Raw genomic sequence first — 25,398 nt, forward strand, 5'->3', positions numbered from 1 at the left:
AGCGCTTGCTGTCTTATTATGCCCGTTCCTTGCGGTGAACGCCTGCGCTATACATTGCATCCGATATCTGGGGCGGTCTTGAACCTCCATTGTCAGGTTGCCGACAGCTTGGCGATATGGGGCCTGACGTTACGGGCAACTTCTGAAGGAACCGCCAGTAACGCAGCCTCCAGGATAGCCTTGATTTTCGGCCAACCCGCCTTGCTCGACGCCGCAGATTGAATAGCTGGAACGGAAATCCTCGGGGTTGCAAGAAGAGCTGGTACCGCGCAAAGTGCCAGCCATGTTGCAGCAATGAGTTCTGATAGCGGGGCGCCGGTCAGGTCTTTTAACATGGGCTGGTTCATGTAGTGCGCCGCCAAAGACTGTGCTGTAAGCAGCTCGCCAGGTGTCCGCTTACGCGCGATGGCACCAAGTGCGATCAGTGCATGCGTCGGCCATGACGAATTTTCCCCAGTGATTTTGGCCCAGGGGTCATCCTGCCCCAACATGATTTTTTCCGCATCGGTGAGGAAGTCACAGAGTCTATTGTAAGTCGGGTCGGGGGGCAGATCCGCTTTCCAGCTGCCAAACGGCAGATCCGAGACTTTTCCGTTCGCCATCAGCACGATAATCGCAAGGAAGATAGTGAAGGTATAGAACACCTCCGTCTCGTTCGATAATGGCGGGGTTGGCGGATTGTCTGCGGCACTTAAGTGAAAACCGTGCCCAGCGGCATGCTGGGCGGACAGGTGCGCCAGATAGGTCATTTGCCTAACCGTGTCGGCGATCAACGGGCTTACAACACCGGTTAAGACCGCGAGACGGGAAAAATTCTCGAAGCCCGTCGCGAGGACCAGCCCATCCTTCGACCCTCGCAGCCATTCTGCGATGTTCATCGCAGCTGAGAGATCGCCCGGCACGAAAAGCAACACCTCCAGTAACTGGCTGGCGACGAGAGCGGTGCTGGCAGGTCGTTGGTCTCCCCACTTCAACGTATCGATCGCACTGGCATTTCCCAAGAACGCTTCTGGGTCGTTCAGGCCGCCTCTTGGCTCGCCCTTCAGGTCGGCGAGTACGATCTTCAGTGCGTGCGAGCCGAGTTGCCGAACCGAGAGCAACGGTTCTGGTGGTGACGGTCGTCCGTCGTCCAGCAGACGCTGGACGGCTTCGCCGAACGCCGTCAGCGCCTCGTTCGTCTGCCCGGCGAGATAGAGAGCAAGCCCATAGTCGAACCGAAAGCCGACATGACGTTCTATCTGATCGTCCTCACCAAGGTCTGCCACCGCATCGCCGAAACGCTGAGCGGCGAGTTGCCAAAGTTTCGCTCGGGCTGCTGTCAAGGCTCCTTCGCGGAAGATGTCAGCACGAAAGGGCGGAAGGACGTCAAGATCGGGAATAATCTGATCATAAACAGCCAATGCTTCGGGCAGCGCCCCCGATCGCCACAGAACTTTCGCCTTTGCGGCCAACAGACGCGTGCCATGATCGCCAAGCCCAGCCAGCGTACGATCTGCGGTCGCGATCGCGCTTGTGCTATCGCGCAGATCCTCATCGATGACGCGCACCAGAAGGGCAGCGGCCGCCGACGCCAGAGGAAGAATTTGCTCCCTGAGAGCGATTTTCCGGGTCCTCTCGAGAAGTTCTGCGAGGCCTGCCCAGTCCGGTTCACCCGATTGTGTTTCGTCGAGCCAGATCTGGTTGAGGACGACGATAGCGGAATCCAATTCCATGAAGCGGCCTGGAAGCAGGTAGCGTCTCTCCGTGGGATCGAGTCCATCCACCAGATCCAGATACTCGCTGAATTTCTCGATCGTCGAGGTTGAACGGATCAGCGAAAACGAGACGATCGGGGAGAAATCCGGCCAGACGTCGACAACCTTGCGGCCCTCTTCATCCATTCCCGTCAGCACTTGGCGGACATCTTCCGCAAGCCTTTTGAATCGAAGGCCGAGATCGATGGCCGCGGACACGGGTTGTACCAAGTCGTCGCGTGCCAGGAGCTGCCAGACGAACATGAAGTCGAAAAAGACAGTTCCCAGGTCGCCGGATCGGCGATTGTCGGCCTCGCGCAGTGCTCGTCCCACTACGGCTCGAAGCTGATCGGCCTCTCCCTCCATCGCCATCCGGAGCTGGAGCAATCTGAGCACACCGGTGTCCAAAGTACCCGGGAACGGTGATTCATACTGATCCTCGACGCCGATCATAGCGAACGCGCCGGCCGCCTCGCCAATCTGTTTCCAGACTTCCGGCGGCGCTTCAAGCAAGCTCGGAAGGATGTGAAACAGCGGCCCGGCGCTACCGTTTAGGATCGAGTGCATCAGGATTGTCGAGACGTCAGCCGGTGACATCGATCTGTCAAGCCATGCCCAGGCTATGTTACCGTGCATGCCTTTGCTCCAGGCCGCGCCTCTGATCTCTACCCCGAGGTTGCGCAGCAGTGGCGAAACGCGCAGATCCGATGTGTCGGTGACCTCCAGCCACGGTCCAGTCAAACGATCAATCGTGAGCCCCGGTTCTGGAAGAGCTGGGGCTATTCCACCGACCGCCATCAGACGTCGCCTGGATATGCGCCCCAAAACGAGGCTTGCCCTTGCGAGAAGCTCGCGTTCGTCTTGCGGAAGCGCCGAGACGATCTGCCTGGCCTCGGCTCTAACATCGACCAGTTCCGACGTGGGCGTCAGCCACTCGGCGATAGACGGTCGCGGCCAGTCCTGCCTCTGCAAAGCCTGCAGACGCGCATTAACCAGCTGTGGATGGCCGCTTGTCGACATTGAAACAATTTTCGACCAGACGTCGATGTCATCCGCCGGGCAACCAAGTTCACCAAGAAAGGAGCCGATTTCGTCTGTATCGAAGGCCGGCGCGGCTAATATGCGATCTTCGTCGAGGATGACCATCGTCGCCAGGCGCGGCGGCAGTTTCTGTGAGCTCGTTATCAGAAGGAAGCCGGAGACCTCCCGGATCGCCGCCATTAGGCGGCCGAGTGCCGGGGAGGTGGCTCTGGTGTCTCCGTTCGCGTCAAGGTCGTCGAGCACGATCGTCATCGGTGAGCGCTGGCGTATGATATGCTGGGTCGCAGCATCCAGTATGGCTACAATTGACGCGGCGGTGAGATCGCGCAGATCAATCCAGCCGGCGCCTGTAAACCCTTTTAGGGCCGCCGATGCGAGGATCGTCTTGCCCATTCCCGTGGAGCCGTGGATCAAAACCGTCCCAACGCGAAGGGCGGCGGATATCTTCTCCTCAAGCTCTGGTCTGGAAAACTGCCCGCGAATTGCAAGTGGAGGTTTTGCTATCGCCTGAAGAAGCGGCGCGATTTCGTTCGCCGGTGCGCTACCTCCCGTCAGCTGCATCATCAAATCAAGCAACTGGCTCGTTGGTATCGTAGTTGATCCCGCTGCTTCCAGTATCCGAATGAAATCACCTCGCCGCAACGGTGCCCGGGTTGGATCGATGACGTTGTTCCAGGCGTGGAGGTGCAAATCCGCCAAGGCGCCTGAAGATGAAGTAGCGCTTATCTTCCGAGGCTCTCCAAGTTCAATGAGCTTGTTTTCGATACGCTGCTGAAGCGCATCCGCATTCGGTTGCCCGGTCACCCACTCGAACGGCAAGATGACACGATCGACAAACTGTTCGGTCGTCGCGCTCGTCAGGAAATCCTTGAGCGATTCAGTTGTTCCGTCGTGAGACACAAGGAAATTCTTGATGATCTCGGCGTCGGCTAGGGAGCTTTCTGCATTCGGCGCCCGTCGGATCTGTTCCCATGCTTCTACGCCCGGGCGCGACAATGACAGGTCAGTTCCTCGTTCCATCCCAACTTCCGAGGTCGTGAGATACCGGAACTTGATGGTTGACCCGGGATTACGTTTGCAGTGCTGCCAGAAATTGCTGATGGCTGCTATCGCGTTGCCGTTTCGGAGTGTGAGAGTGCCAGACCCTTTGGTATCCTTCACCTGTTCAGTGGTCACTTCTGAATGGCGGGCGCGGTCGAGATCTTCGGCGCCTTCGAGGTAAAGTTCCTCGCCGTCGGCTAGGTCGAGCCAAGTCTCAATACTGCGAAGGATCTGGTAGGAGTAGCCGCGCATGGGGGCCACCGCTTCGCGGCCCGGATCGTTTGCCAAGGGGTTGAGACGAAAGTCGTTTTCCATGACTTTATCTAGGGCAGAGTGTTCCGTTCGCGCAAGACGAGCGCATTACCCTCAACATTTGTTTTGCCTGCGGGTAGTGCGAATAGCCACTCGAGTGAAACTCTTCCGAGGTCTGTCTATTTGCCGGAAGCGAAGGCGGTGGCAACACATGGGCCACGATCGCCACGCTTTTGCAGGCAGCTAAAATGAACAACGTCGATCCGCTCGCCTGGCTGACACAGACCTTAGTTCGCATGGCCAACGGTTGGCCCGCGCAGGATATCGACGCTCTGATGCCGTGGAACTTCCAGTCGAGCGTGGTCGGCTAACCGCTTACTAATGATCGAGGAGATTTTTGATGAAGACGAGCAGATTTAGCGAACCACAAATCCTTGCAATCCTTCGCCAGGCGGAGGGAGGTGTCCCTGAATCAGATCAGCGATTTTTTGCGTTCAACCACGGTAAACCTTACGCGTCTAAGGTGAAAGCGGAAGCCGGAACACACACGGGACCGGCGCGAATTGGTTCAAGTGGTATCGGGGGAATTTATCTCGTAAAAGCGCTGCCATCGTGCATGCTTAGCCGAATTTGGGGGATATCATGGGACTGTGGTTGATTTTAAGGCAGGTTATAGTGCGGCTGCTGGCGTCGCTTCCATTTGTGTTGGCTTTCTTGATCGTGCCGCAACCTTTCAATTCCCTGGCGCTCTGTCTTTTCATGTTAAGGAAAAAGAGCGCCGCCGACACCGAAGCCTTTGAAGTAGCAACGTTGACTAAATTCATCGCGCGGCGAATCTCGCTTGATGACGATGGGCGAAATGAGTTGAAAAAGATCCATATCGCGTTCATGGACAGCGAACACACGATAGACCCCCGAGACGTTCAGCATGGCGCCAAGAAGGTCGCTGGTGACCTCCTGATGGACTTATTGGACTTGGTGGTGGCAGCGCTGATGCTGATTAATGTGGGAATTTATGCGCTACGCCAATACACCTGAGCGAAACGCCATGTAGGTTTCCCGAAAGAAGAACAGGATGAAAGTGACACATTCAAAGAAAACGCCGAGTCAGAAAAGGCCACGAGCCAGGATCGGTGGCGTCATCTTGCAATTTTGATGCTCATTTTTCGACACTGCAAGCGCCGCAATCGGCACGTGTTTAGACACATAAGCTATCTGACCAACCCCGCCGCGGATTCATTTCCTTCAAGGCGGTATATCGCAAGTGGCGATGACCTCGGCTTGATCTCCACTAATCCGGCGACTTTGCCAAGCTGGTACCAGCAAGCAGACGGGCAATATCACCCAGTGATGATGACGTACCATCCTCTTCACCGGATGCGGGCAGCCAGTCAACGCCGGTCCTCCAGTCTTTCTCCTGGCCAGCAAGCTGCTGTACCGCCCGGACAGACTGCAATCCGCCTTTCCTATCATCCGCCAGGACCGGATCGAACTCGCTTTCCCACGATGAACCTATATCCAGCGAAATGCCGAACCCTTGCCCAAGCGTCGAGCGCTCATCTTCGTTGAGGTCCAGAGCGGCGAACGCGGCACCCGGCTCAACTTCGATCCCGAACAACCATGCAATTCTGGCTGCGGCCAGGCCGGAGCCGGGTGCCATCAAAACGAGCGTCGAACCGTCGTGCCTCTTGCCGATAAGCAGAAAGCCGCCTTCGCGTGCCGTCGCGGTCACTGCATTGTCATAGTAGTACAGCCTGTACTCGGATCGCGTAGGATGCCGGGCGCGGGCGTCGTACCACGTGAGCATCCCCGTTTCAGCCCGGACACCGCCATCGTCGGACATCCTGATGAAGTCTGTCGGAATCTTTTGCGGGTGTTCCTTCCCGAACAGGCCGATCAGGGGCTTCGATCCATTGAACGCGTGCTGGTTGGAGCGGGTGATATCCGTCTCGACTGCGCTCAATCGCTTGAACACAGCACCACTGAACGACGGTGTGAGCACCCCGCCCTTCATGCGTAACTACGCGAAATTTCAGGTGCATCTGCCGGAAGGGGCGGCAACGACGAAGCTTTCAGGCTGTCCCAGCATTTCTCCTTTTTGGCCCATTCCGATACCTGCCGGGCACCCGCATCGTCCCTGAGGATATCATTTACGCGCACGGCCAGCTTGCCGATGTAACCGGAAAGCTGCGTTGACAGGCCCTGCTTTTGCCAGATGCTATCCAGTGACAACCTGCTGCCGGCAATTGTTGGGTTATTCCTAAAAGCTGGTTCAACGGCCTTGTCGAGAAGTCACTTCAGCGGTTCGGCAAGCTCTATGTAATCCAGCCTTACCGCGAGCAAGAGAAGTGCGCCCGTATGTGCATGGAAGCGACCGGCCCTGATTGCAATTGCTCATGCATGGGGAGGAATCATGGTGCAGGCGTGAACGGGAGTTGGTTCGAAGTATCGGACACGTTTGCCACGCGATGGAATGACAAGGAAATTGCCTGCCGATTGATGGTCTCGAAAAGGGCAGCAAAGGCGAGTGCGAGAGAGTTTGAAGATCTGATCTAGGATTGAACCGCTGATCTTCATCGGCTGCGGTGATTGCCGAGGTGGGGGCGCTTGCATGTTCAAGTGCATACAACTACGGTTTGCGGATTAGTAACCCGCCACATGAAGAATCCCATGATCAAGAAAATGCTTATTGCCGTCGTCGGCCTGGCTATCTCCGGCTGCCAGTCATCCACTGAACTTCAAACAGCCGTGGAGCAAGCAACACCCGTCCCATCGTCGGTCAAAGCCGCAATTGTAAAGGACGCCCGCGATTACCTTGTCGATCCTTATTCGGTTAGAGATGCGGAAATATCATACATGCAGTTCAACAAACACAGTGGGCTGCACTGGGTGTGCGTAAAGGCAAATGCCAAGAACCGCATGGGCGGCTATTCCGGAAGACAGGCAGTCGAGGTTTGGGTTCGCAACGGTCAACTCGCTGGCAACTTGCCAAATAGCCCCGCTTGCAATCTGCCCACCATGAAATGGCAGGCATTCCCTGAGTTGGAAGCCCTACGCAATGCTTAAAAAGAAGGCCCGCCGATCTTCACCGGCGGGCCTCATGGTCAGATTGATGTGATAACGAAGGGCGGCGATACCGCTAACTTTACGACTGCCGGATCGCTCAGTCACTGGGAGACGGACATGCGCCTACTGCCCCTTACACTGTTGCTGATCGCCGTTCCGACGCTTGCTCAAGCTGACGATGACAAGATGCGCCGACTCCACGACAATGCTCGCAATTGCCTCTCTACTCAGTTCAACCTTAGAGCCGAGGATCCGAAGTGCTACTCGACATGGATTATTCGCAAGGAAGTCTGGGATAAGGCATGCGCGGGACCGATAAATATTTACTTCAACTACAGGCGTGACGTCGCGAAAAACGATCCTGAGACTGTCTCTGCATCAAGAGCCGACTGGTTGCAGTATTGGAACGACTACATCGATCGGGAGACCTACAACATTCAACAGCGAAACGGCTGCATCTAAATTATACTCATAAGGATTAAAAATGGACAAAACTGTTTACTACTACACCTTCCTGTCTACGGCTGGACCCGTGTGTCTGTTCCCTGAAGGGACTGGCTACAAGATCCTCGTCAATCAAGAAAACCTTGGCGCATACTCGAATCCAGATGAGGCATTTATAGCCGCTGTCACAGGTAGCACGCTAACGCCTTAGTCTGGGGGTGACCTCAACCAACTAGACCTTCCGGGTAACATCGAAGACTGGCAGAAGGAATGCTTCACCACGATCAGCGGATTGTGGTCTGACCCTCGATAAGATCCTACGCCCGCCGATTTAAGCGGCGGGCGGACCGAGACTGGTGTCCGGGGAGTCCTAAGAAAGCAGGACTCCGTTCCCGCCCTTCATGACCACAAGCGCATATGGCTTTTCATCGGAGAGAATTCCGAACCGGACTTCGCTTACGTCTCCCACCGTGCCGGTGGTAATCCGCGATGATGCACGGAATTCCTTCATTTGGTCTGGGTCGAGTTTTTTGGCGTCCATCACGCTGCCTCCACCGCGACATAGTAGCGAGGATTGCCGTCATCATCGCCAATGACGTGCTTGGCCGCATATGCCTCGAAAGAGCCGTGGACGCGTCCGAGATTTTGACCAATCCACGAAGCTCATCCATGACCTCGCGCGCGATCAGTACCGCGGGACAAATCCAACCGGCAATGGACGATCCCCTGATCGCCAAGAAGCACACATACTGGGAATGCAATGGCCACGTGACGCGCCGCGTCCGTATCGTTCGAGAAACGTCGCTGCTTCGCAAGTCGGCTGCTGAGTGAACGGAACGTTCCACCGAGAACCCTCGCCTAGGATTGCAACATTTCAGGAGAACGCGCCAGCGGTCCTCCGCTGGCGGCCCTTCCGCTTTGCTCGCTCGATTAATTCCCCGGCGACCGTCTTGCCAAGTGGGCACCGGCCCGGATGCGAGAGTCGCCGGCTTCCTTGCCGACCGTGTGGATGAACTCCGCTTGGTCGGGGAACTTGTCCAGCAAGCGCTTTCAAGATCTAGCCCATATTATGCGACGCTGAATCCGTCCTCAAACAACGTGACGATAACCGGTGATTTTCCATCGCCATAAAACGTACTATATTTAAAGGAGCGTTTCAGGTCTTCGGCATCCCAGTGGCCATTGATAGTCGAACGGTAGTTGAACACTAATTCCTTGCCTTCTTCAGGAGCAAGGACGATTCGGGCAATCGCCTGCGGGTCAGGATGCGCATGCTTCGAGCCGTTTGTTGAGATCAGCCAACATGAAGATTGTAGCTTCTCAATCAGAGATGACGTGTTGTTGCGCGCGCTTCCATGATGGGCGACCTTGATCGCTTCGAACCAAATCCGGCCGGCTCCATATTCTCGTTCGAGGCCATGTGCGATATCGTCGGGATGGGCATCGGCTGAGAAAAGGATGCGCTTAGCGCCAATCTCCAGGACGAAGGCGATGCTTGCTCCGTTTGGCTTGGTTCGGTCGGGAGCTTCATCTTGCGTGGCAAGTTCCTGCATATTGGCTAGTGAAGGTGTAATTCTCGGTTTGTGGGCGAGCGTCGGTTCGCTATCGAGACCTTTAACGTGCTCGAGCCATTGGGGATAGAAGTCTTCAACTTTCCATTGAGTTGGTCCGAGCAATAGAAGGTTAAGGCCGTCGGCGAGATTGAAGCGCGGCAAAGCGCCCTCGCGTTGTACCATAATCGTTTCGCCAGCCATTTTTATGTTCCATGGAATCCTCAAATCGGTGATACACTCATCAAAATTGAGCGCCTGACGAACGCTGAGGGTCTCAGCCGTCCCGAGGAAAGCCGCAGTCTCATTGCTAGCGTTTCGTTTTCTCACGCAGATGCCGGCTGCTTTTTTATGGTGATCCAAACCATTGAACCAGACTTCCCCTATGCTGGTCTTTCCAGTATTAGCAAGGAAGGTCAGCAGACCGGCCACATGATCCGCATCGATATGTGTTAGGACCATCAAATCGATGATTGGCTTTCCTTCTCGCTCCGGTAGAGAGCTGAGAAAAGCAGGCAGTGTGTTAGTTCCTGTCTCCGCCCTCCCGCCATCAATGACCATGCGGAAACCGCAAGCTTCGACGAATAGGCAGTCTCCGTCCTGGGCGGGCAACATGGCAATGACGACATTGTCGGACATATTAGTTCGCCTGAAAAGTGGATCTAGCCGGGATGGAAAACTGAGCGACAGCCAGAGGTAGGACGAGGATCAGGAGGTTGGCTGCAAGCAGAGCGAGGAGCAGTCGCATATCCAGGAACCGGCTTTCGATCCGCTGATCCTTCAGATTTGAAATGAAAAGCTTAAGTTCGTCAATGCGTTGCCTTTGATGCCGTGAGCGCTCAGCTGACGGCTGCTGCCAATGATCAAGATCGGCCTCGGCTAGCTTGATTTGCTCATCCCGCGCAGTTTTACCGTCGGTTCCACCTGAGAGCTCGGCTATACGCTTACGAAAGTTGCGCGCGGGAAGCAGACCGACGAAGATGTAAAGCAAGATCGACACGATCCAGAGAACGACAAACTGGGGGCGCCAATATAGATAGCTAGTATCGTAATCCAAGTCCCATGCCATCCACCAGCCCGCGAACCAGTAGCACATGACAAGCGGCGCCAGCACGGCGAAAATACGCACGCCCTCCAACACGCGCAACGCGTTACGTGCCTGAGGCGTCGATAGGCCCGCAAGCTTAATCTCGTGGCGGTCCATGATGCGGGTGAACTGCCCGAACCCCATCAACTGGCCGAGCAGGTTTCCGATTGGCAGGGCAATTAGAGGAACGCCAATGAGGAGGAGAAGACCAAGGAGGCGGTCGACCACGTCACCATCCGAAAATGACGTCAGCGATAGGACGCCGGCGAGGGAAACAACGACGATCGCAGCCGAGAAGACGCGCGACCACCATCTGATTGAGGTTCTGAAGTCAGCAAGAAATGCCCCGAATGCACCAACTTTGCCTGGAGGGAAGACGAATGCCGCGCCGTCGTCGAAATCACCGACAGCATGCCCGAGCTTGCCAGCAAGGGCGACCGCTCGCCAGCCGACGATAATGATTGGCAGCCCCGCGATAAGCGGCATGATATCCTGTGGAAAGGGTGAATAACTTCCTTCGTAATACTTCAGAAGGTTCATCATTGCGTACCAAACGAACGCCCAGATGAAAGCGGCGAAGACATAAAGCCATTTCTGCCGCCCGAGATGGTCGAGTGCCGGGGTCAGGACGTCCAGAAACTGCCGGAAGACGTCATGCATTTGATAAGACCTTCAGATCAGACGGCAGAAAAAGGGACTTGATCCTTGGAAGCTTTTCGATCTCGGCTCCGCGCTTTTGTTTTAAGATGGACACAAGATTTACTGAGTCTCTTTCAGGATACTCGCTGGCAAGAATTAGCCACTGCCAGAACTCGGCGATAGTCGGTTTGCGTGTAAATCGGCCTTCGAGTTCAAACAGGCTCGTCCAGAATTCGGCGCCCGCTCTTACCAGATCATCATCGTCGCGTGGCGCTGCCTTGCTACCACGGTAGGCCTTGAAGCGAGCCTGGAGGATTTCGAGCACAGTTTGCGGCGTAATCTCAATGTGATGCGTAACGCACCGGCGAAGAAAAGGATCCGGCAGACGTCTTTCGGAATTCGAGGTGATGACGATTATAGGTCGGAGCGCTGGCGGACCGATTTCTGTATTGGTTTCTTCGATCTTAAATTGCATCTGATCGAGTTCGCGAAGCAAGTCGTTCGGGAAGTCTCGGGGAGCCTTGTCAATTTCGTCAATGAGGACGATGTAGGGCTTGGATCCATCGCTCTCTCCCGGCCAACCGAAGGCAGTCCCCAATGCTCGGGGCTCTATGTGTTTCCACTTGTCCACCGCGGTTTTAGAAATCTGACTCTCCCGAAACCACGAGACGGCGTCGAAATTGTAGCAGACATCGCGAGCGCGGGAGTCCGAGCGGACTTGATACTCCAGGAAGTGGCTGTCAGGCAGATCGAGTTGGAGCTTCAACCAGTAGGCTGCAAGCGTCTTTCCTGAACCTGGCTCGCCGGTTAACAAGAGCGGGCGGCCGAGGCTAAGGGCTACATCGACTGCTGCGCGTAATTCCAACGATGCGACGTAACTTGTTGCGCGCTCCGCATGTCTCTCAAAAAACTGCGTCACGCGTCGCTGCCGTTCCTCCAAGATCTCGCTCTTGGCCCCTAAGCGACTTATCAGACTGAATTCTTTCATCGCGACCTCCATCGTATGCTCTAGGTCTTCAAATTTGCCAATTGCATCAGTTCGCCAACAAGCTTCAGGAACACACCCGAGGTTTTGTTGGAGAGGTGTTCGGTCTTTGCATCCAGGTCGCTTTCGGACAAATAGTAGTAGCTTCGGTAACGCGAGAGATGCGTCTTGATTTCCGCTGGCGAAACCGAGCCGAGACGAATTGTATCGTTGCCGTTCGACAGGGCGAGCGGCTCCGTTGCGTCCGCCTCGAACCCAAATGCGAGAGCAATCCTAGGACCGGCTTCTTTGGTAGCCAGCCCTCCGCAGATATCGCGCCAGAGCCTGACGTAGGCTTCAACCAGTCCGGCGTGAGCGGCCGATAGTGGCCCGTGCGATAGTGCCAAAATGCCTTTGCGTCCCGGCGAGATGTTCATAATGACTGACTGGACAGTCCCCGGATTTGCCATATCAATGTCGAGGTCGTTGGCCAAAGCCTTAACAATGGCAACGCAGAACTGGTTCCTCAGATCCCTTTCGTTTGCCGGGCTGGCATTTTGCTGTAGGGTCACGTCGAAAAAGAGAGGCCGGTGGCTGGGAAAGCGCTCCACGATAACATCGCGGGTTCTTTGTCCAAACTGGACTGGCATTTCATCGGGAGCTCCTGACCACAAAAATACGGAGGGATCTTTTTCAGCTGGCTCGCGGTTCAAATTTTCTTGCAATATGGTTTCGATCTTTGCCAGCGGTTCGCTGCGATCCACCCGGCTTGGAAAATCGCCAACAGCATCGTTGGCTTCCGCTACCGGCCGTACTGTGCCAAGCGACGTCCAATTTGTGAACTGGGCCGCAACCGCGATCGAAGCCCAATGACCGCTCCCCATCCAGGTCGACGGCATGTTGCGCAGGACTTCCCGAACCGCGATGGGCGGAGAAAAACCGTCGATGATGACCGACTTTAGCACGTTTTCAGCCAGCGTGCGACTCGCGTCCATACGCACAACCGTACGCATAGCGATCACGCATGAAGACGATTTCGCAAAAGTCCTGAGAGCGCTTTCTTGGCTTGCGGCGGCACCCTGGCAGGCATTGAAGAAGACCAGCGGTGGACGGTGGGCGAATTCGACCTTCTTAATTTCGTTGTGAATCTGATCGACCTGTATCCATTCCGATACACCTTGCCGCCCTGCTTTCTCGAATTCGAAAATAGCGCCCCTTCCCAATGACCTTCCATGCCCATAGAAATATATGATCTCGGGGTAAAAGAGCGTGCGGGTAAATACGTTCTGATATTCTTCAACAGTTCGAACGCATTCAATGTTATGTTTGGCGTTCAATCCTTCGTAATATGGCAGCAAGAGATTCAAGAGTGCCTCTTTATGGGCCTTCGCCCCGGTGTCCTGGGCGGCACCGGCCTGAATGACCTCCGGCATAACGAGCAATAGCCGCGGTGCGGCGGGCTGACGAATATCGTACGATTCTGGACGGGCACCGAGAACAGGAGCGGCATCGAATGTGATTGCCACGGGCATTGCAAAGTTTAGCGCCAGGAAATTGGCGTCGTTTCGGCCCGTCAACATTGACCACGGCACTCGACAAGTAATATCTAGGAGGTCCTCGTTTCCGCTTGGGTCATTCGGATGCAGGACAGGAACGATATGCAGGTGGGACTCGATGGGCACCCTCGCATCGCCAAAAAGACTATGCCTGAGGGCTTTTCCAATCTTGCGCTGCTCCTCGATGCGCAGGTCCCAGGTATTAAAGTCCAAGAACTGGTCGTCGAGGTAGCTATCGAGGAGCGCCTTGACATCGGGGATCGAACGGTTGTCGAATTTCATGTTCCGGGACAAGCTTGTGGCCCGCCATGTTCCGTCGAAACAAACCTCGATGATCCCCTCATTCTTTCTCAGTTTTATCTCGGTTCGCATCACGCGCTAACCGTGGCCGGGCGTTCGTCGAAAGGCTGCAAAGTCGAAGGAGTGTGGTCTGATGCAATCTCACCGGGTTCAGGCAGATCATAGGTCAGCGGTCGGACTTCCAGGTAAAAGCCGCTACGCACGATGACACGCCTTCGCTCTGGACTGATCGCTAGAACAGCAAGGCCATCACGGTTGGGATCGATGCTCCTGTCAAGGATAGCGGCACCTCCAAAATCCAACTCAGAGGCTTGCCCATCGCTCAACCCGAGAATGTCAAATTCGCCGCTCTCCCCAATAAGTGCCATCGAGACACCCGTCGGTCGATTTTCCATTAAGGCCGCTCTCCGATCAGGAAAAATCGTTAGTTGCTTTGCTCGCCAAGCGGGGGCAACGAACGATTTCTGCCGGTTCTGTTCGTCGGCAAGAATGGCAACACCGTTTGCGAGCGTAGCGACGACTATGCGGGAGCCTGCATTTTCGGACATGAAATCTGTCAGCGCGGTGATCTCCGCATCGCATCGTGTAATCGGCTGCATGCCCTCGCGCTGTCTGGTGGAAGATTTCGCCACGGCTTCCTCTGTCACCGGCAATTCAAAGACGTTTCCAAAATCGTCGCCACAGAGCAGCGTCTCAGCTTGGGAAAAAGCTATCGCTGATATATTGCCAGGTATTGTTTTCCGTTCTGGTCTCATGCCCGCTGATCCCGAAACGATTGTTACTTCGTTCGACCGCAACTTAGCACAGGCGATTAGGTCACTGGCGGGGCTGATCGCGACGAGCGGGTGGGCGCCCAGATCAGCATCGACGTCGATGCGGCTTAGTGTTAAGCGATGCGGCCCCGTTTCACCATTCTGTCGGTCCAGCAGAGCGTACAATTCACCCGTTTGGGACGTCAAGACACCACCATTTCTATTTAGAAATGGGTAAAATTTACTGAAGGAACCGGAAGGAATGGGACTGTTCTGCTCAATCGCTTCGCGCGTTCCCCGCACGGCATCGATCTTGCTGAAAACCTCCGGCGCCGATTCATCGACCACGAAGAAATGGCGCCCCTCACGGAAGAAGCCGGCGAGCGGATCAGCACCGGAGCCGATCCTGACGCGAACTTCTGAAAGCCCTAAAGACCAGACGGCAAAAACAGGGTCGGCGGCCGATAGTTTTTGGCCAATGTCCCGGGACAGCGAGAGACGTTTGACGTTCCGCGAAGGCTGGGGAAGCTGGATGGTCCCTTGCTCGAGATTGTCGCCGGGAAGACGCAATCGGTTGATAAAATCATCAAATACGGAGGAATGGATAATTCCTGATTTTTTTATATCGGCCAGATCCTGCATCGCGCGGTCCTGTCGCGGGGAAAAGAGCTCTGCCTGCGCGCGCGCGAACCGCCAAAGCTCACCGGCAGTGAACGCCGCCGGCTCCTGTCCAAAAGCATCGTCCAAGATCTCAAGAAATGCATCCTGCTGTTCGCGCGGTATTTTCGCAGAGCGGGAAAGCAACTGGCGTCGCATATTCGGTGAAAACTGTAATCCTTCTTTTCCCATCCAGCTCTCCGGGAGACCGGTGAGGAGTGAATAGGCGAGCGCCTCGGTTGGTTCCACTAGCGCGGGATGTGCGTTCCGGAGCCTTTCGGCCAAGGCAAAGGACATGGGTTCAATCGTGGCGCATGCGCTCGCCCACTGGGCGTGCGGCTCCGTCAAATGATGGAAGACAGCCTCGAACCGCTGCGAAGATGTGACGGCTCGTATGGCCCCCCTATCCGGTGCAAAGGCAACCGCCAGAGCCTGCCGGAGCGCGTGGCCCGTCGCAGGGTGAGGACCCATACCGAGACTTTCGAACCGAAAGTGGCGATTGTCCCAGAGCCGTGGATCAACGTAATCAAATCCCAGAACCGGACCCTGCTCCCGCAGCGCGGCAAGCATCGAAAGGTCGCGTTCGGAAATTCGCTTTAAATCGCCGAATAGGGTGGTGAGCATCCAACCATTTCGCTCGGCGACACTGTCAACTGCCCTCTCAATCGTCTCTCCGGGACTTTGTGGGGACCATGTCTGCTGTGTGAAACCACCAGAGTATGGAAAGGCTTCGACGAGAAGGCCGCGTTTTTCCAGGGCGGTCTGGAACTCCGAAGCAAGGGTATTCCAATGGCGCCCACTCGCCATGACATCGACCAAGATTACGATGGTCGGAAGCTCTTTTCGGCGTTCGAAGACGAGGCTGTCCATATCACCGCGGACTCGTCGATCGACGGTAGCCCAAAGGTCTAGATCCGAGCGAAAGTCGGCGGTCGGACGATATGTTATCAATTCAATGATTTCAGAGGCGAGCGCTTGATCCAGGAATGGCCGAGGTCGTCCCCCAAGCGAGCCGGTCCTGAAGACTGATCCGTCTCCAATCTCCGGGTATTTAGTGTCAGTTTTATTCTTTTCGTCGCTGATGCGAATTATGTCGCGCTTCAATCGAAAGCCGAGCAATGCCACGACAACGCCGGTGGCAACGAGCGCGGACACAGTCGCATGTCGTACAAGAACCGCAATCTGCAACCCTTCCCAGTCATCTCCGCTTGTCAGCAGGTCACTACCGAGCGGATCGGTAAGCGCGCCGCCGACCGCGCTCACGATCAGCGCCGTCCGATCGATCAGTAGACGAAACAGGCCGGGTAACAAAACGGCGAAAGCTGAAAGAAAGAGGATGGCGGCGAGCACCCAAACTGCGGTTGGCAGCCAGTTGGTCGACAGCAGGCGGTTGAATTTTTCGGCGAGCCAAAGGCGGTACAGCGTAAAGGTACTGACTCGCCGGATTGGCTCCCTAGGCCCGGGGGTGTCGTCCTCTCTAGGAAAAGGCGGGGGCGGACCTTGAGATTTCGTCGGCTGCGTTAGTAATTCGTCGATGAGCCTCAGAACTGTCCTACGGTGCTCGTGACGCTTGGCAAAGATCGGAAGGAGGAGATGCTCAAGGTCCGGCCGCGTCCATTCCTCTTGCAAGTGGAGAAGCACAACAGCCTGTTCCATCTCTGCGATGCCCACGCGAATGCGTGTCTCGCGGAGACGCCACATTAGTGCTTGAACGAGGCTTTGAGCAACCGATGTCCTCATGCGGCACCGCGCTGATAAGCTGTGTCGCACGCTAAAACGGTTCGCCCACGCAGGTAATCACACCCAGTGCTCGAAAATTTTTGAATGCCGCTCATGATCCCCTCAGCGACTATTCTCTCTTTCCCAATGGATCAAAGCATAGCACGGCGATTTGTATATTGTCGCCAAATATTTTCTACTGCAGATACGTATTTTTACTTAGACAGTCGCGTTAGCTGCGCATTGCATCGATACATCCGATGAATGGGTTCGAGACAACATGATACCGATGGAGCACGGATACTGTATACGCATCGCTTGGAATCGACGTCGGTTACGGCCATCCGCGAACGTGACGCAAGTTCCCTGCAGTCAATGCAAATGTGGACAGAGCGGTTATCAGCAATTTGCTGGATCGCGTCGTCCGAGCGGTAGGGTTCGATATCTTCTCTTTGTCGTGGTACTGACGCCGAGCCTACACCCCTAAAAGCCGGTCGAAAAACCGACAGCGAGGTACCCTCGAACTTCGGATTTCTTATTCTGCGGACATGAATGATCAGCGATTGGTATTAGACCCGCCTCTCGCCAGCAGTCACCATTCTCCCGGGAACAATCAAACTGGGAGACTATGCCGTGAACGTAACGCGATACTTGCCTCTATATCTGACACTCGCCTGTGTCGGTACGCAGGGGTCAGCTTGTGCCGAAGCCCTCGTCGTCAACAGCTATGGTGGGCCTTACGAGGCGATCATCGAAGAGAGGATTATCAAACCGTTTGAGGAGAAGACGGGTATCGATGTCGTCTACGACGCCGTCGGATCGGCGTCTCAGGACTATGCGAAAATCAAGGCGACTAAGGGCCAACCCGGATTCGACGTTGTCGTCATGACCGCCTCGCAGGCGCTTCAGGGCTGTAAGAATGCGGCGTGACGACGGAAGGCGCCTGGATCGTCGGGATGCCGCTCGACGAGAGTGCCGCCCCGCTGGCAGAGAGAAGGCGGGTGGGATAGATGCTGAGGTCAGGATCGCACTCGGTGAGGCTGCAAATCCGCTACCGCGTACCTTCCTCCGGGGTAAGTTCCTAAATCTCGCTGGGTGGCGGCTTGGAGCGAACCATGCCCTTGCTCTGTTGCGAACACTCGACGATATGCGAACGCTTTCCTCCGTCGGGCTATTGATCGCAGGGAGTGTACCTGCAGATCTGAGGCTGTTTGATATTCCGGAAGGATCGTGCGGCGGCCATTGCGGGCGGGCCTGTACCCCCCCCTTTGATCAAGGCATGCGCGACGATCCGGAAAAGCAGATTGCGCCAGCCATCTGGAGCCTTGTGGCGACGGAAGTGTCCAACGTGATCGACAACGTGGACAATGAAGACGCTTCGGATTATGCGGAGCAATATTGGCGCGAGTTTCCACCAGGCTCGCCAGTGTTCGTCAGCAAGAAGATGACGATACTCAGTCGGTCGGAGCGCGAAAAAGTCGCATATAGAGAAGTTTTGGGAGAACCTTGAACGAGGTAAGACCGTTTGAGGTTATCGCCGTGAGGCAAGATTGCATCGGAGTAATCCGCTCCAATTTTTAAGAAAAAAGTAACCCGTGGCATCCGTTGATTACCGCCTCTTGAAGACCGCACCAATTCAACTTACATTTTCAATATGTCTCATCGGCCAGGGGAGATATTGTTGATGGATAAAGACGACAGAGACGAACATACGTTTGCAATCCTGAACGAGCCCTGGTGGATATCATTTTATTCTCACCCTTTCACGCTTCACTCACTTACTGCATTCGCCGTTATTACAGCAGCAGCGATACCCCTTTTGGGTACTGCTTACGTGTCTAATTCAGCCACGTTGGCCGATTTGGCAAAGGCTCACGAGCAAACGATCGCCGACTTAAACGGGAGACTGGCTGCTAGTCAGCGAGAAGCAAGATCGCACGCAGCTGAAAAGCAGGACCTTCAGGCAAAACTGAGCGAGGCCGGGAAAGCCCTTAGATCCATGCAGCCGGTCGTCACGACCTTCACCCTTTCGCCGCAAGAGAGCGTTGCGTTTTTTGGCGCATATACGCTGAGGCTGGAAAGCATCAAGAAGGACGGAGTCATCGCCGTGATAGGGCCACCAGATAGCAAATCGCAAACTTGGCAACTTGCGAACCGAAATGTTTACGTCAATGTTCAGTGGCTCGGCTGCATGTTAACTGCGGAAGCTAATGACGGACTACGGACAGCTACCGTGACGACCAACTGCCCCCCGACTTACAACACCAACGAATATACCGTCCTTACCCAACATTGAAGGCGGACGGTGCCATAGGCAAGGCCCTTTCCGGTTGGGCGGCGATGGCCGCATCGGGTCGGCAGATGTTCGAATACCTCAATCGCAGCAATCGCTTAAATAGCCGCCGCCATCTGATTGGCATAGAATCCAGAGCCGATCGCGTTGGGCGGGCTACTTGGTCGTAAGTAATGTCCACTTGGCAATTCATACGTTACGCCGCCTGTATCTGCGTGGGGTTAAACTAAGCCGTAAACGTCCTCCTCATCAGGTCCATATCTCAGGAGCGCGAGGTAGCGGCACCACATACGGTCCGGAAACTTCATTATTTGCCTTTTGCGTCCGGGTATTGTGCAAATGTGTTCGCTTGCAAACGCAGTCACAAATAATATCCTGGTGTCTCATTTCTATGTTGACTACTTTATCTATTCTATACTGCACAAGGCCGAGGCCATCCAGCGGCTCGGTCTGGAATGGGTCGAGGGGTTCAGCCATCGACGGCTTCTGGAGCCCATCGGCAACGTACCCATCAGCCGAAAGCTGTAGAGTGGTATTTGTCCGTGCTGGACGAAGAGCGCCACGCCTGCATGATTTAAACCAAACGGCTTCGGCAAACCCGTTGCGGTTCAGAGATGTGTAATCTTGGCGATTTCGTCGCGCGGAACATCGCGACTCAAATGCGCGGCATCTTAACGCAACGGCAGTGAGAAGGGGCTTCCGGCCCGAAACGTCTGAATGCCGGTGAAGTGGAGTCGGCGCCGACGCCTAGCCCCGGTTCTCTGGCCTGAACCCCTCATGGAGGTGAACCAGCACTTTCGAGGTCGCCTCGCCAACAGTGATCCTGCCGTCCTTGTTGGCGTCGAGGCCGGCATTGGCCTTGTAGTTTTTGCTCGGATGTTCGTAGATCGCGGTGCCGTCGGGCTTGCCAAAGAAGGCCGGCGCCAGGATTGCCATGTAGACGTCCGACAATTTCTTGAAGGGCCGGCCCTTGGCCCATCGCCTCATGTATTCTTCGACAAAATCGAGTTGGCGCAGTTCGGTCATGGTCGCGAGTTCGGCGACCGTAGTGCCGAGATCGGCCGCGGCGATCGGAGTGAACTGGATGAGCCCCGTCGCTGAGCCGCCGGCTAGATTCTTCTGTTTCGCGGAGAAGCTGCGTGCCGTCTCGAACGACATCGCCGCCATAAGGTGGCTTGGGTCGCTTTCCATCCGTTTGCAGATGTCGATTACCTTTTTCTTGAACTCGTCATGGCCGAACTTCTTGTCGACATAGCGCCCCCAGGCGATGCCCTCGCCGGTTGGGACCACATCTGAACCCGGAACATCCGCGTCGCTGCCGAGCGGCGGGCCTAACCACCTGATTGCCGCGACTTCCGAGCGGGCAAAATCCAAATCCTTCACCGAGTTACCCTGGTTTCCGCCAAGCAGCGTAATCTTGCCCTCGACGCCGCTCTGCTTTGGCGAATAGAAGCTGACGTGGCCGGAGCGCGACCCGTCGGGCGGCGGTGACATGACGACGACCGCGCCGATGGGAATTTCGTCGCTTCCGAGGGGAACAGCCAGATTGCCCCATGTCTTCCAATTGGCAGCCCAAGCGGGATCGTGAACGATCTTATGAGCGACTTGTCCGCCGACCTCTTTCATGCAGAAGGCTGCAAAAGCGCCGCACCAGGCGAGCACCGTGGTCGTTGAAAGATTGGTCGCACCGAAATATTTAAGCACCCTGTTGGTGCCGGCCGGACTGCTCTCTTTCATGATGCCGTTCCGCCAGGGGTCGACCTGTTCGCGCAGGGCGATATCGAGCCATGGAGCATTGCCGGCGGTGATCGGCAGGAGTTCGGGGACGTAGTCCCGCATCAATTTGAAAGCGTCGGCGAACAGATGGTCGAGCTTGGCGCTCACCACGGCGTACAAGTCAGCTACCGTGCGTGGCCCGGCGGCGACGCCCCTGGCCTCCGCTTCAGCCTTGTCGACCTTGAAGACATGGTGATTGTGGCGAAATATACGCTCCATCTCCGCCTCGCGAATATCGTCGAGGTTCTTGACGATCTCGTCGATGCGGGTATCCACCTTGCCGGCGATCTGCAGTTTGCGCAGTTCGATCGCGGCGCGTGGTGTGACGACGGCGGCAATGAACACGTCGGAATAGGTGGGGATGTAAGGACCAGTCTTTTCCGGCTCCGCATTGGTACCGACGCCCTGGTCATGTGCGGTAACCGCCTCGCTGATCGTGCGCGTATCCTCCCGCGTCAGGAAAGCGGCGCCACGGATCTGGTCCGATACGTTGTCGCGGTCATCGGCGGTGATCTCGGGATCGTTCGCCTTGTTGAGATATTGGCTCCAGCGCGCCGACGTGATCTGGAAAGGGCCGACCGCATCTGTGCCTGAGGTGATGTTGCCGACGTTGGCGAGGCCGGATTCATAGAGCGCTAGCGCGATCAGGTAATCGGAGTTGACATAGTTCGCGCCCGTATCCGGCAGCGCGTTAAGCCACTCTTCCGCCTGCACACAGGTAGTCAGGAATGCCCAAGGGATGATCGGCGGTCGTTCGGGCGCCTCGGCCGCCTCGATAAACTCCACCGGCAACCAGCAGCGCCGGAGGTCGCTCACCATCCGGAATTTGACCCGTCGCAAGGTGCCGTCCGCACTGAGCGTTTCGCGGACTTCCCCGACCGGGTCGTCTTCCACGATGCTGCCCACGGGAATGCGCGGCGGCACCTTGGCGAGCGCCGGCGGTTCCCCCTCGAATGGGAACTGCGCCTTTGTTAGTCTGTGGAACATGATCGTATCCTCCACCGCTTCCGCCGGACGCAGCCGTTCGGTTAATTCATTAGCATCCGTTCAAGATCGGGCGTGAACTGCGTGTTCAGGAACGCCTTGGCGCCCGACTGGAATACGTCCCCTCCGATCCTTTGCTTGATCACCGCGATCTTCGGGCGAAGCGTTGTCAACGTGTCGGCGTCCGAAATCTCGATGGTTGCGCCATGTTTCTTGGCCAGCGTATTCAGGTCGTCGCGCAATTGCGCCAGCGCCGCGGCATTTGTAGGATCGTTCTTGAAGCTGTTCCGCTCCAGGAAGTTGGAAAATTGCGGATCGCACTCTGCGAACGGTTTCGGCTGACCCGCACCAAAGGTGCTTATGATTGCGTTCTGGACATTCGGCGACAATTCGCCGGTCTCGGCCTGCCTTTGCGTATACTGGTAGGCACGGATCCCCTCAATGGTGCGAGGCCCGGTATTGCCGTCGGCTGGCACGCAAAGCGCCTTCTGGATCGCTACAGCGATCTTATTCAAGGTCGTCGGATTCCCCGTTCCTTGACCTCGATCAGGATTGAACACTGTCGTGTTGGACGTGATCGTCCCCACTACCGGCAGATCACCGAATGAGCCACCCGCTCGTGGCAACTCGCCCTGTGCGCCCATGGTGGAAAAGTCGTTGACCTTCGCCTCGATCGCGAAAGGCAGGCAAAGCCGCGTGTAGGACCTGAGTGCATGCTCGGCGTCCGGCTTGTTAGCGAATTGGATTCGCTGCTTTTGAATGTAGCTGCGGAAGTCGTAACGGCCCCTTAGCACGATCGAATTGATGGTCGAGGATTCAATCTCGAGCAGTAGCCGACTGTGGTAGTTCTCCACGCTTTTGGTCAGGAGCTGGAAGGCTTGGCCGACGATAGTGATCGCCTTCGTTCCCGCATCGACTTGCCCAAGCACCGCGGAGGTCGCCGCTGCGGTATCGCCAATTTGGCTGATCCACGGCCCCTTGGATCGCTTGCGATTGTCGAGCCATTGCAGATAGGCGTCGCAGCGCCGGTCAACGTCGTTCATGCCCTGCTGGACAATCAGATTCCAGCTGTCGACTTGGCAGCTCGCGTTCGGCGCGTAGCTCTGGCTGGTCGCCTGCCGGCAGAGATAGCCGAAATACTGGTTCTGCAGCGATTCCGTCCGAACCAGGCTTGGTCCTGTCAGCTCCGATCCGATGCCGTTGGTGAGATAGTTCTGTTCGCCGGCCTGGCATCCCGCAAGCGCCGCCGCGGTCACCGCCAGTAGTGGCAGAAAAATGCCGCGGATCGCCACACGCGCCTGTAGCAGTCGCGAGGGCATCTTTTTGAAATACAGGCGAATCACCGAATCAACCATATAGTCAGCATGAGACCCGGCCCCGCGCGAACGCAATCGGGCGGCGCTCTGCATCCACAACTATAAACAAACGTTGCATGGGACCGACGGTGTAAACGCGTTTCGATCTTCGGGGCGCCTTCTGTATTAAAAATGCAAAATCAGCGCTGCAATTAAGTCGCCAAAGAGGATCGTGGCGACGGTGAACGCAAGGCGCCGCCACCGATCGATACTTACGATGAGAATGCTATTGTGTTGGGGCTGCGGAGCGGAGACGGAGGATGCTTCGGCAAAGGCGTCGATTTTCGTGACGACGTTGTTCGAGAACAACGCCCCCACTTTGGCGATGTCTCCTTGTGGCCCATGCTGTTGAAAAACTCTGCGCATGGGCTTTCCGATTGCGCTGACTGAATTGGAATTGCGCAAAACCGCACCGTTGACACGTCATGCGCAAACACGCCTCGCGACAGGGCTCGTCGAAAGCCAGATTCTCGTCACATCCATAGGCCGACCCCAGGACCCAACGCGCGCTCTACCCAAGACGCGCAGCTGTTGCACCTCTTCGATCGTGCCGCTCGGCATAACCCCGCCACCGGACAGGGTTGTGCATGTTCCGACTGGGCTTCTTCTCGGACAGCAGCAGGGCGAGGCTCTACAGCTAGCGAGCTGTCAATTAGGGTTATCAAACGTGTCGAGAAACCATTCGGCAAGTCGCCGCATCGATACGGCAGGCGCCCCGAGTTGGTCCATGCCCAAAGCGTCTTCCTCATTTTCAGCCGCTACGAATTTGCATCCTCCAGCGAAGGATATTTACCGATCCCGATCAGCGCACGTGGGTGCCAGCGCGGTCCGCGGGGTCTAGCAAGATTAATGCGGGTTCAGTCATGTATCAGGCCTTTCCCGTAGGACGATGTGCTTGCCAATCAGCCGATCCCCATCGCGGGATATGGAAAGCCCGAGGGCGCGTCTATGCCGGTTGGCCAATAGCGCCGTATGCCTGCATCGGCGACGGCGTAGCCCCAGTTGATAAGACGCTCCTGCTGGACGTTGTCCATCCGCCGCAGTCGCGTCGGAATGGCGGCGATCAACGCAGTCTTTGCTTGTGGACAAGGCAGAGCATCGGCCAAGCCGTAGTCTGCTATATTCGTTCGTGCGCTCCAGAAAGCGCCGTGCCGCTCCTGGCGCAAGAGCGAGCCGACCACCTGGATCATGCGCAGGTTGCGGACCTGTTGATCAACCACCTCTAGGACACGCAGCGATTGGCGCGCCCAATCGCCCGGCGGCGAAGAGTCATCTGCGATGTGACCGCCGCCGTCGGACACGAGAACCGTCTTGCAGCGGCCCCATATCTGTTGAAGGCCCAGATTGTCGTACACTCCGCCATCTGAAAGGCTGATCTCGCTGCGAAATGAATCGTCGGTGATTTCGCCGGGTGCAGGCGGATCGAAATCAGTCGGATCGACATCCAGAACGAACGGCGACAGCACAGGCGGAAAGGCTGAGGAGGCGGCTACCGCATCGGCGATCCGCAGCGTCGGCGCAGCAATGCGTCCAACCCGCCAGTCACGAATTTCTGCGCGCGAAAAGCGGAAGAGTGATCCCGTCTCTAGGTTGGTGGCGTTGATTATGAATCGTGGGGTATCGGGTAGGTCCTGCAAGGTCTTCTCGCCAAACAAATGTTTGGAATAGGATTCCGCAACGTAGTGGCCGATGCTGCCGGGCAGCAGCAGTCCTCCGATTACCGATCGCTCGTCGATCGTCACCCTCGCCAACGCTCTTACCGGCTCGACAAAGTCGCGCTTAAACGCCGATATGCCGCCGGGCTCCAACCCTGTCCAAGCGAGCGCAAGCGCAGCAGCTGTGATCGAGCCGCCTGACACACTCGAAACTCGTGTGAGTTCAAATAGCTTGCCTGAGTCCATCAACCGCCAAAGCGCTCCGACATGGAATAGCATCGCTCGATAGCCGCCGCCCGACAAGCACAGGCCGACACCATCAACTGGCGTGCCCGTCGTCAACACTGGATCATTTAGCGAAAAAGTGGAATCGGCCATGCCATCGCCCTCCCTGAAGGCCGCAGCGAGCGCCTTCCAGCCATCATCGGAAGCTGTCCTAGTCTGCGAGCAACAACTCTCCACCATCTTCGTCTGTGCGGGAGTGTCGGGAGGTATTGCCAACATAGGTTACTACATCTCTCCCGCGCCTGCTAG

At 56.3% G+C, this 25,398-nt stretch carries 17 protein-coding genes and 4 pseudogenes; 9 read left to right on the plus strand and 12 right to left on the minus strand.

What is annotated here, in order from left to right; translation table 11 throughout:
• Positions 1-92: 92 nt before the first annotated feature.
• Entirely contained in the window at positions 93-4,130 is a 4,038-nt protein-coding gene (locus tag ACP7E6_RS24735) for a hypothetical protein (RefSeq protein WP_426232344.1), read from the minus strand.
• A 116-nt stretch (positions 4,131-4,246) separates the two neighbouring features.
• Here ACP7E6_RS24735 and ACP7E6_RS24740 point away from each other — a divergent pair.
• From ACP7E6_RS24740 to ACP7E6_RS24750, 3 genes and pseudogenes are all read left to right on the plus strand, one after another.
• A pseudogene (locus tag ACP7E6_RS24740) lies at positions 4,247-4,438 on the plus strand (transposase domain-containing protein); the annotation flags it as partial.
• Between the two features lie 29 nt (positions 4,439-4,467).
• Positions 4,468-4,596 (plus strand): annotated as a pseudogene (locus ACP7E6_RS24745) (IS3 family transposase); the annotation flags it as partial.
• Positions 4,597-4,709: 113 nt separating this feature from the next.
• Positions 4,710-5,105 (plus strand): hypothetical protein, encoded by a 396-nt coding sequence (locus ACP7E6_RS24750; RefSeq protein ID WP_426232345.1) that lies wholly within the window; start codon positions 4,710-4,712, stop codon positions 5,103-5,105.
• A 253-nt stretch (positions 5,106-5,358) separates the two neighbouring features.
• Here ACP7E6_RS24750 and ACP7E6_RS24755 read toward each other — a convergent pair whose 3' ends face one another.
• The gene (locus ACP7E6_RS24755; protein ID WP_426232346.1) at positions 5,359-6,081 is read right to left on the minus strand and encodes a hypothetical protein; all 723 of its coding nucleotides are present in this window, start codon (positions 6,079-6,081) and stop codon (positions 5,359-5,361) included.
• Between the two features lie 656 nt (positions 6,082-6,737).
• Here ACP7E6_RS24755 and ACP7E6_RS24760 point away from each other — a divergent pair.
• Together ACP7E6_RS24760 and ACP7E6_RS24765 are read left to right on the plus strand one after the other, a co-directional pair.
• Positions 6,738-7,133 (plus strand): hypothetical protein, encoded by a 396-nt coding sequence (locus ACP7E6_RS24760; protein ID WP_426232347.1) that lies wholly within the window; start codon positions 6,738-6,740, stop codon positions 7,131-7,133.
• Positions 7,134-7,250: 117 nt separating this feature from the next.
• Positions 7,251-7,595 carry a hypothetical protein gene (locus ACP7E6_RS24765; protein ID WP_426232348.1) on the plus strand — a complete coding sequence of 115 codons (345 nt, stop codon included), beginning with the start codon at positions 7,251-7,253 and terminating at the stop codon, positions 7,593-7,595.
• A 352-nt stretch (positions 7,596-7,947) separates the two neighbouring features.
• Here ACP7E6_RS24765 and ACP7E6_RS24770 read toward each other — a convergent pair whose 3' ends face one another.
• Positions 7,948-8,118: a hypothetical protein gene (locus tag ACP7E6_RS24770; RefSeq protein ID WP_426232349.1), complete on the minus strand. Its 171-nt coding sequence runs from the start codon at positions 8,116-8,118 to the stop codon at positions 7,948-7,950.
• 128 nt (positions 8,119-8,246) lie between these two features.
• Between ACP7E6_RS24770 and ACP7E6_RS24775 the strand changes: the two are divergent.
• Positions 8,247-8,408: pseudogene (locus tag ACP7E6_RS24775) on the plus strand (hypothetical protein); the annotation flags it as partial.
• A gap of 236 nt (positions 8,409-8,644) precedes the next feature.
• Here the strand turns inward: ACP7E6_RS24775 and ACP7E6_RS24780 are convergent.
• The 5 genes from ACP7E6_RS24780 to ACP7E6_RS24800 form a co-directional block, all read right to left on the minus strand.
• Complete coding sequence (locus ACP7E6_RS24780; protein ID WP_426232350.1) at positions 8,645-9,766, minus strand: MBL fold metallo-hydrolase; 1,122 nt, start codon at positions 9,764-9,766, stop codon at positions 8,645-8,647.
• A 1-nt stretch (position 9,767) separates the two neighbouring features.
• Entirely contained in the window at positions 9,768-10,874 is a 1,107-nt protein-coding gene (locus tag ACP7E6_RS24785) for a hypothetical protein (protein WP_426232351.1), read from the minus strand.
• Positions 10,867-11,841: an AAA family ATPase gene (locus ACP7E6_RS24790; protein ID WP_426232352.1), complete on the minus strand. Its 975-nt coding sequence runs from the start codon at positions 11,839-11,841 to the stop codon at positions 10,867-10,869. Before ACP7E6_RS24790 ends, ACP7E6_RS24785 begins: the two co-directional genes overlap by 8 nt.
• 20 nt (positions 11,842-11,861) lie before the next feature.
• Complete coding sequence (locus ACP7E6_RS24795; protein WP_426232353.1) at positions 11,862-13,655, minus strand: hypothetical protein; 1,794 nt, start codon at positions 13,653-13,655, stop codon at positions 11,862-11,864.
• A gap of 89 nt (positions 13,656-13,744) precedes the next feature.
• Entirely contained in the window at positions 13,745-16,738 is a 2,994-nt protein-coding gene (locus tag ACP7E6_RS24800; RefSeq protein ID WP_426232354.1) for a hypothetical protein, read from the minus strand.
• A 714-nt stretch (positions 16,739-17,452) separates the two neighbouring features.
• Here ACP7E6_RS24800 and ACP7E6_RS24805 point away from each other — a divergent pair.
• The 3 genes and pseudogenes from ACP7E6_RS24805 to ACP7E6_RS24815 all read left to right on the plus strand — a co-directional run.
• Positions 17,453-17,722: pseudogene (locus ACP7E6_RS24805) on the plus strand (ABC transporter substrate-binding protein); the annotation flags it as partial.
• A 358-nt stretch (positions 17,723-18,080) separates the two neighbouring features.
• Positions 18,081-18,311, plus strand: coding sequence for a hypothetical protein (locus tag ACP7E6_RS24810; RefSeq protein ID WP_426232355.1), 231 nt, complete (start codon positions 18,081-18,083; stop codon positions 18,309-18,311).
• Between the two features lie 174 nt (positions 18,312-18,485).
• Positions 18,486-19,097 carry a hypothetical protein gene (locus tag ACP7E6_RS24815; protein ID WP_426232356.1) on the plus strand — a complete coding sequence of 204 codons (612 nt, stop codon included), beginning with the start codon at positions 18,486-18,488 and terminating at the stop codon, positions 19,095-19,097.
• A 744-nt stretch (positions 19,098-19,841) separates the two neighbouring features.
• On the opposite strand, the gene ACP7E6_RS24820 is transcribed toward ACP7E6_RS24815, so the two are convergent.
• From ACP7E6_RS24820 to ACP7E6_RS24835, 4 genes are all read right to left on the minus strand, one after another.
• Positions 19,842-21,872 carry a hypothetical protein gene (locus ACP7E6_RS24820; RefSeq protein WP_426232357.1) on the minus strand — a complete coding sequence of 677 codons (2,031 nt, stop codon included), beginning with the start codon at positions 21,870-21,872 and terminating at the stop codon, positions 19,842-19,844.
• A 26-nt stretch (positions 21,873-21,898) separates the two neighbouring features.
• Positions 21,899-23,209 carry a hypothetical protein gene (locus ACP7E6_RS24825; protein WP_426232358.1) on the minus strand — a complete coding sequence of 437 codons (1,311 nt, stop codon included), beginning with the start codon at positions 23,207-23,209 and terminating at the stop codon, positions 21,899-21,901.
• A 126-nt stretch (positions 23,210-23,335) separates the two neighbouring features.
• Positions 23,336-23,575, minus strand: a complete 240-nt coding sequence (locus ACP7E6_RS24830; RefSeq protein WP_426232359.1) for a hypothetical protein — start codon at positions 23,573-23,575, stop codon at positions 23,336-23,338.
• Positions 23,576-24,111: 536 nt separating this feature from the next.
• Positions 24,112-25,242 (minus strand): patatin-like phospholipase family protein, encoded by a 1,131-nt coding sequence (locus ACP7E6_RS24835; protein ID WP_426232360.1) that lies wholly within the window; start codon positions 25,240-25,242, stop codon positions 24,112-24,114.
• Between the last annotated feature and the right edge of the window lie 156 nt (positions 25,243-25,398).

This window comes from Pararhizobium sp. DWP3-4 (assembly GCF_049898205.1).
Classification (GTDB): domain Bacteria; phylum Pseudomonadota; class Alphaproteobacteria; order Rhizobiales; family Rhizobiaceae; genus Pararhizobium.